The following is a 5,528-nucleotide window of genomic DNA, read 5'->3' on the forward strand; positions in this document are numbered from 1 at the left end:
GGCCAGCCACAGCCGCTCGCCGAGCTTGTACGCGGGGGCCTGGCCGGGCCAGCCGAGGTAGCGGTCGATCTCGTCGTGCACGTGCGCGGGGTCGGTGATGGTGCGGGTGAGCATGAACTCCAGGCCCAGCTCCGGCGTCCACCGCTCGCCCTCGTGGAAGCCGGTGCCCTTCGGGATCTCCAGCTCCAGGTGCATCCCGATGTCGACGATCACGCGGGCGGCGCGGAACAGGTGCGAGTCCAGCATCCCGAGCAGGTCGCCGGGGTCGCCGAGGTAGCCCAGCTCGCGCATGAGCCGCTCGGCGTACAGCGCCCAGCCCTCGCCGTGGCCGGAGATCCAGCACATCAGGCGCTGGAAGTCGTTGAGCTTCTCGGCCTGGTGGACCGCCGTGGCGATCTGCAGGTGGTGGCCGGGGACGCCCTCGTGGTAGACGGTGCTGACCTCGCGCCAGGTGGAGAACTCCTGCCGGTCGGCGGGCACGGACCACCACATGCGGCCGGGGCGGGAGAAGTCCGGGGTGGGGCTGGTGTAGTACGCGCCGACGCCGCCGCCGGGCGGGGCGATCCGGCACTCCAGGTCCATCAGCTCGTCGGGCAGGTCGAAGTGCTTGCCGCGCACGTCGGCGAGCGCCGCGTCGGACAGCCCCTGCATCCACTCCCGCAGCCCGTCCTGGCCGGTCACCCGGTAGCGCGGGTCGGCGTCGAGCACGGCGGGGGCCTCGGCGATCGTCGCGCCGGGCTTGATGCGGCCCGCGACCTCGCGCATCTCGGCCTCGATGCCGGAGAACTCCTCCCAGCCCCAGGCGTACGCCTCGGCCAGGTCGAGCTTCGCGCCGGTGAAGAAGCGGGACTTGAGCCGGTACGCCTCCTCGCCGACCGCGTCCTTGGCCGGGGCCTGGGGGGCGAGCTCGGCGCGCAGGAACTGGGCGAGGTCGGCGTACGCCTCGCCCGCCGCGCGCGCCCCGGCCTCCAGCTCGGTGCGCAGCGCCCGGTCGTCGGGGGCGGGCGCGATCAGGTCGGCGAAGAACGAGCGGCCGGTGGTGCGACCCGACCAGGTGTCGCACTGCTCGGCGACCTTGGTGACCTGGCGCAGCGCGGCGACCCGGCCCGCGTCGGCGGAGCGGCCCAGGCCCGCGCGCAGGTTCGCGACGGCCTCGGGCAGGGCGGCGAGGCGCTTGGCGATGACCGCCCAGTCCTCGGTGGTGGCGGTGGGCATCAGGTCGAAGGTCTCGCGCAGGCCCTGCACGGGGCTGGCGATGACGTTCAAGTCGGACTGGTGGGCGCCCGCGTCGTAGAGGTCCAGGTCGACGGCGGTGCGCTCCAGGAAGACCGCCTTCGCGACGGCCTCGGAGGCGTCGGCGGGCTCGGCGGCCTCGATCTCGCGCGCGGCGCGGCGGGTCAGCTCCTCGCGGGCGGCGTGGCCCTGCGGGGAGTAGTCGGTCAGCCGGTCGTCGTGACCGGTGATGCCGCTCTGGGTGGCCATGAGCGGGTCGGCGGCTGCGTAGTCGGCGACGTAGCGGTTGCTGACCGCGTGCACACCTGCGGAGGTCGATGACATGCGTCGAACCTACCCGGAACCACCACCGGGTTATCGCACTGCGTGACCGGATTGGGGTGGACGGGTGAACGGAACCGGGGCGCAGCGGCGGCAGTGGTGGCCTTGCGTGACCGGGATGCCGAACTTGCGACCGCCCGACCGGTGGTGCGCACGGGCTCGCGCTCGCGGCTGCCGGCAGGATTGCCCCCGTGCCCAGGGCCTCCGCGCTGCTCCTGCCCGTGATCCTGCTGCTCGCGGCGTTCTCGCTGTCGGGTTGCGTGCGGTTGCACGCCGCGATGGCCCTGTCCCAGGACGACCTGGTGGCCGGGGAGATCGTCGCCGCGACCCCGCCGACCGGCGACGCCGACGCGGGCCCGCAGCTGAAGGTGCCGGACGGGCTGGCCGACCGGGTGACCACCAAGGCCTACCAGGCGGACGGCTACGCGGGCACGCAGCTGTCGTTCAGCAGGCTGACCTTCGACGAGGTCAAGGCGCTGGCGACCGCCACGAGCGCGTCGAGCAGCCGCTACCAGCTGAACTTCCGCCGCTCCGGCGAGCTGGTGACGCTGTCCGGCTCGGTGGACCTGACCTCGGTGCCCGCCGAGCGCGCGGACATCCAGGTCAAGATCAGCTTCCCCGGCGAGGTGGTGGACACCAACGGCCGCGAGGAGGAGGACGCGGTGCTGTCGTGGCACCCGAAGCCCGGCCAGGCCTCGATGCTGACGGCGACGGTCCGCTACCCCGGCCCGGACTCGCAGTCGTGGTTCCCGTGGGTGATGCTCGTGGCGGGCCTGACCGGCGGGGCGGCGCTCGTCGTGGTGGTCATGGCGGTCGTCTCGCACCGCCGCAGCCTGGTCGCCTGACCCCGGCCCGCCCGCTGTGACGGGCGCCTCTGTCACACACCAGGGGACCTCCTCGTCCACCCGGTATGAGGATGAACTTCGGCGAGATCGCCCCCGACGCCTACAAGCTCCTGATCCAGCTCGACGGTTACGCGCGCAGGAACGTCGACCACGTGCTCATGGAGCTGGTCAAGCTGCGCGCCTCGATGCTCAACGGCTGCTCGTTCTGCGTGGACATGCACTCCAGCGACGCGATCGCCGCCGGTGAGAGCACCCAGCGGCTGTTCGCGGTCTCGGCGTGGCGCGAGTCCGGGTTCTTCAGCCCGGCCGAGCGGCTGGCGCTGGAGCTGACCGACGCGGTGACCCGGCTCGGCGAGCACGGGGTGCCGCAGGAGCTGTGGGACCGGGCCGCCGCGCAGTGGTCCGAGAGGGAGCTGGCCGACCTGCTGGTGCTGATCGTCAGCATCAACTCGCTCAACCGCCTCGGCGTCGCGCTGGACACGGGCAAGGACCGCGTGCTGGTCTGACCACCGCGTTCCGGGGCGGACCACCGCCCCGGAACGCCCGGTGTCACGCCGTGGCGCGGGCGGGCGCGAGGCCCAGGTTCGCCACGACCTCGCGGGTCGCCTTGGACCGGTTGAGCGTGTAGAAGTGCAGCCCCGGCACGCCCTCCGCCAGCAGCCGCTCCCCCATCCTGGTGACCAGCTCGACGCCCGCCCTGCGGAACCCGGCCGGGTCGCCGGTGAACGGGTCCAGCGCGCGCGCCACCGAGTCCGGCACCGGCGCGCCGGACAGCTCCACGGTCTTGGCCAGCGTCCTGGGTGTAGTCAGCGGCATCAGGCCGGGCAGCAGCGCCGCGTCGCAGCCGCGCGCCACGACCCGGTCGCGCAGCCGCAGGAAGTCGTCCGCCTCGAAGAACAGCTGGGCGATGGCGAAGTCCGCGCCCGCCCGCAGCTTGCGCACCAGGTGCTCGGTGTCGGTGTCCAGGTCGGCCGAGCGCGGGTGCCCGTACGGGAACGCCGCGACGCCCACGCAGAAGTCGCCCAGCTCCCGGCACAGCCGGACCAGCTCCTCCGCGTAGTTGAGCCCCTGCGGGTGCGCGGTCCACTCGCCGTTCGGGTCGCCGGGCGGGTCGCCGCGCAGCGCCAGGATGTTGCGCACCCCGACCGCCGCGTACCAGCCGATGACGTTGCGCAGCTCGGCCACCGAGTGGTCGACGGCGGTCAGGTGCGCCATGGGCACCAGGGTGGTCTCCTGCGCGACGCGGCCGGTGGCCCGGATGGTGCGGTCGCGGCCGGAGCCGCCCGCGCCGTAGGTGATGGACACGAAGGCCGGGTCGAGCGCCTCCAGCTCGCGGATGGCGCGCCACAGCACCTGCTCGTCCGCCGCGTCGCGCGGGGGGAAGAACTCGACGGAGAAGGCGGGGGTCTTCCCCGCGAGGCGTTCGAGCACCGACGTCATGCCGCCAAGGGTAGAGGCACGTCCACCCCCTGGACCCCCCTGCTCACCTGCTGGGAGGTGAACCCCGGTTGGCACGCGCGCGCGGCGAGAGGTGACGATAGACGCGTGGCGCTCCACCCGTTCGACCTCGACCTGGCCAAGCACGTTGACTCGGCCCTGGCCGCCTACCTCGCCGATCGCCGGGCGCTCGGCGAGCGCATGGAGCGCAGCTTCACCGAGGCGGTGGACGGGCTCACGGACTTCGTGCTCAGCGGCGGCAAGCGCGTGCGCCCCACCTTCGCGTGGTGGGGCTGGCGCGCCGCGGGCGGCGACCCGGAGCACGAGTCGGCGGGCCGCGTGCTCACCGCCGTCAGCTCGCTGGAGCTGATCCAGGCCTGCGCGCTGATCCACGACGACCTCATGGACGCCTCGGAGACCCGCAGGGGCAGGCCGACCATCCACGTCCAGTTCGCCAGGCGGCACCGGGAGAACTCCTGGCTGAGCTCGCCCGAGCAGTTCGGGCTGGCCGCCGCCGTGCTGATCGGCGACGTCGCGCTCGCCTGGGCCGACGACATGCTGTTCGCCGCCGGCCTGCCCACCGACGCGCTGCAGCGGCTCAGCCTGCCGTGGCGCGACATGCGCACCGAGATGCTCGCGGGCCCGTACCTGGACGTGCTGACCCAGGCGCGCGGCGACGCCTCGGCCGACGCCGCGCTGCGCATCGACCGGCTCAAGACGGCCGCCTACACCGTGGAGCGCCCGCTGCACATGGGCGCGGCGATCGGCGGCGGCTCGGCCGAGCTGGTCGAGGGCCTGCGCGCGTTCGGCCGGGACATCGGCGTGGCGTTCCAGCTGCGCGACGACCTGCTCGGCGTGTTCGGCGACCCGGCGGTCACCGGCAAGCCCGCGGGCGACGACCTGCGCGAGGGCAAGCGCACCCTGCTCGTGGCGCTGGGCGTCGAGTACGGCGCGGACTCGCTGGAGGGCGCGCTGGGCCGCCCCGACCTGGGCGACGCGGAGGTGGACGCGGTGCGCGAGCAGCTGGTGGCGGTCGGCGCCGTGGACGCCTGCGAGCGGCGCATCACCGAGCTGACCGAGTCGGCGCTGCGCGCGCTGGAGGCGGCCCCGGTGGCGGACCCGGCGGTGACCGAGCGGCTGGCGGGGCTGGCCGTGAGCGCGACGAAGCGGACCAGCTGAGGTGCGGCTGGTCACCGGGCGGACCGACCACGTCGTGGTGGTCGGGGCGGGGCTGGCCGGGCTCTCGGCCGCCCTGCACCTGCTGGGCGCGGGTCGCCGCGTCACGGTCGTCGAGCGCGACGCCACCCCCGGCGGTCGCGCCGGGCGGCGCGCGCTGGGCGGCTTCACCGCCGACACCGGCCCGAGCGTGCTGACCATGCCGGAGCTGGTCGAGGAGGCGTTCAACGCGGTCGGCGGGAGCATGGCCGACCGCCTGGACCTGCGGCCGGTCACCCCGGCCTACCGGGCGCGCTTCGCCGACGGCTCGGTGCTGGACGTGCACCCCGACGCCGAGGCCATGGCCGCCGAGGTGCGCCGGTTCGCCGGACCCGAGCAGGCGCGCGGGTACCTGCGGCTGCGGGCGTGGCTGACCGAGCTGCACCGGGTCGAGCGGGACGCGTTCATCGGCGCGAACTTCGACTCGCCGCTGGACCTGCTCACCCCGCAGCTGGCCCGGCTGGCGTCGCTGCGCGG

At 74.2% G+C, this 5,528-nt stretch carries 6 protein-coding genes; 4 read left to right on the forward strand and 2 right to left on the reverse strand.

Annotation, left to right across the window (positions count from 1 at the left end; translation table 11 throughout):
• The coding region (locus ACTUAL_RS22630; protein ID WP_440901652.1) for a DUF885 domain-containing protein at positions 1-1,557 on the reverse strand (1,557 nt) is incomplete at its 3' end.
• Between the two features lie 188 nt (positions 1,558-1,745).
• Between ACTUAL_RS22630 and ACTUAL_RS22635 the strand changes: the two genes are divergently transcribed.
• Both ACTUAL_RS22635 and ACTUAL_RS22640 read left to right on the forward strand, forming a co-directional pair.
• The gene (locus ACTUAL_RS22635) at positions 1,746-2,399 is read left to right on the forward strand and encodes a DUF3153 domain-containing protein (protein ID WP_096492025.1); all 654 of its coding nucleotides are present in this window, start codon (positions 1,746-1,748) and stop codon (positions 2,397-2,399) included.
• Between the two features lie 71 nt (positions 2,400-2,470).
• Positions 2,471-2,905, forward strand: a complete 435-nt coding sequence (locus ACTUAL_RS22640; RefSeq protein WP_232519727.1) for a carboxymuconolactone decarboxylase family protein — start codon at positions 2,471-2,473, stop codon at positions 2,903-2,905.
• A 43-nt stretch (positions 2,906-2,948) separates the two neighbouring features.
• On the opposite strand, the gene ACTUAL_RS22645 is transcribed toward ACTUAL_RS22640, so the two are convergent.
• Positions 2,949-3,839, reverse strand: a complete 891-nt coding sequence (locus ACTUAL_RS22645; RefSeq protein ID WP_096492023.1) for a methylenetetrahydrofolate reductase — start codon at positions 3,837-3,839, stop codon at positions 2,949-2,951.
• Between the two features lie 105 nt (positions 3,840-3,944).
• Here ACTUAL_RS22645 and ACTUAL_RS22650 point away from each other — a divergent pair, with 105 nt between their 5' ends.
• Together ACTUAL_RS22650 and ACTUAL_RS22655 are read left to right on the forward strand one after the other, a co-directional pair.
• Positions 3,945-5,015, forward strand: a complete 1,071-nt coding sequence (locus ACTUAL_RS22650; protein WP_440901653.1) for a polyprenyl synthetase family protein — start codon at positions 3,945-3,947, stop codon at positions 5,013-5,015.
• A gap of 1 nt (position 5,016) precedes the next feature.
• Positions 5,017-5,528: FAD-dependent oxidoreductase (locus tag ACTUAL_RS22655; RefSeq protein ID WP_440901654.1), on the forward strand; the 512-nt coding region annotated here is incomplete at its 3' end.

This window comes from Actinosynnema sp., from assembly GCF_052038725.1.

What these genes read in the sequence shown, in the direction of transcription:
- ACTUAL_RS22640 (WP_232519727.1), top strand. Translation starts at nt 2,471, where the DNA reads ATGAACTTCGGCGAGATCGCCCCCGACGCCTACAAGCTCCTGATCCAG.
- ACTUAL_RS22645 (WP_096492023.1), bottom strand. Translation starts at nt 3,839, where the DNA reads ATGACGTCGGTGCTCGAACGCCTCGCGGGGAAGACCCCCGCCTTCTCC.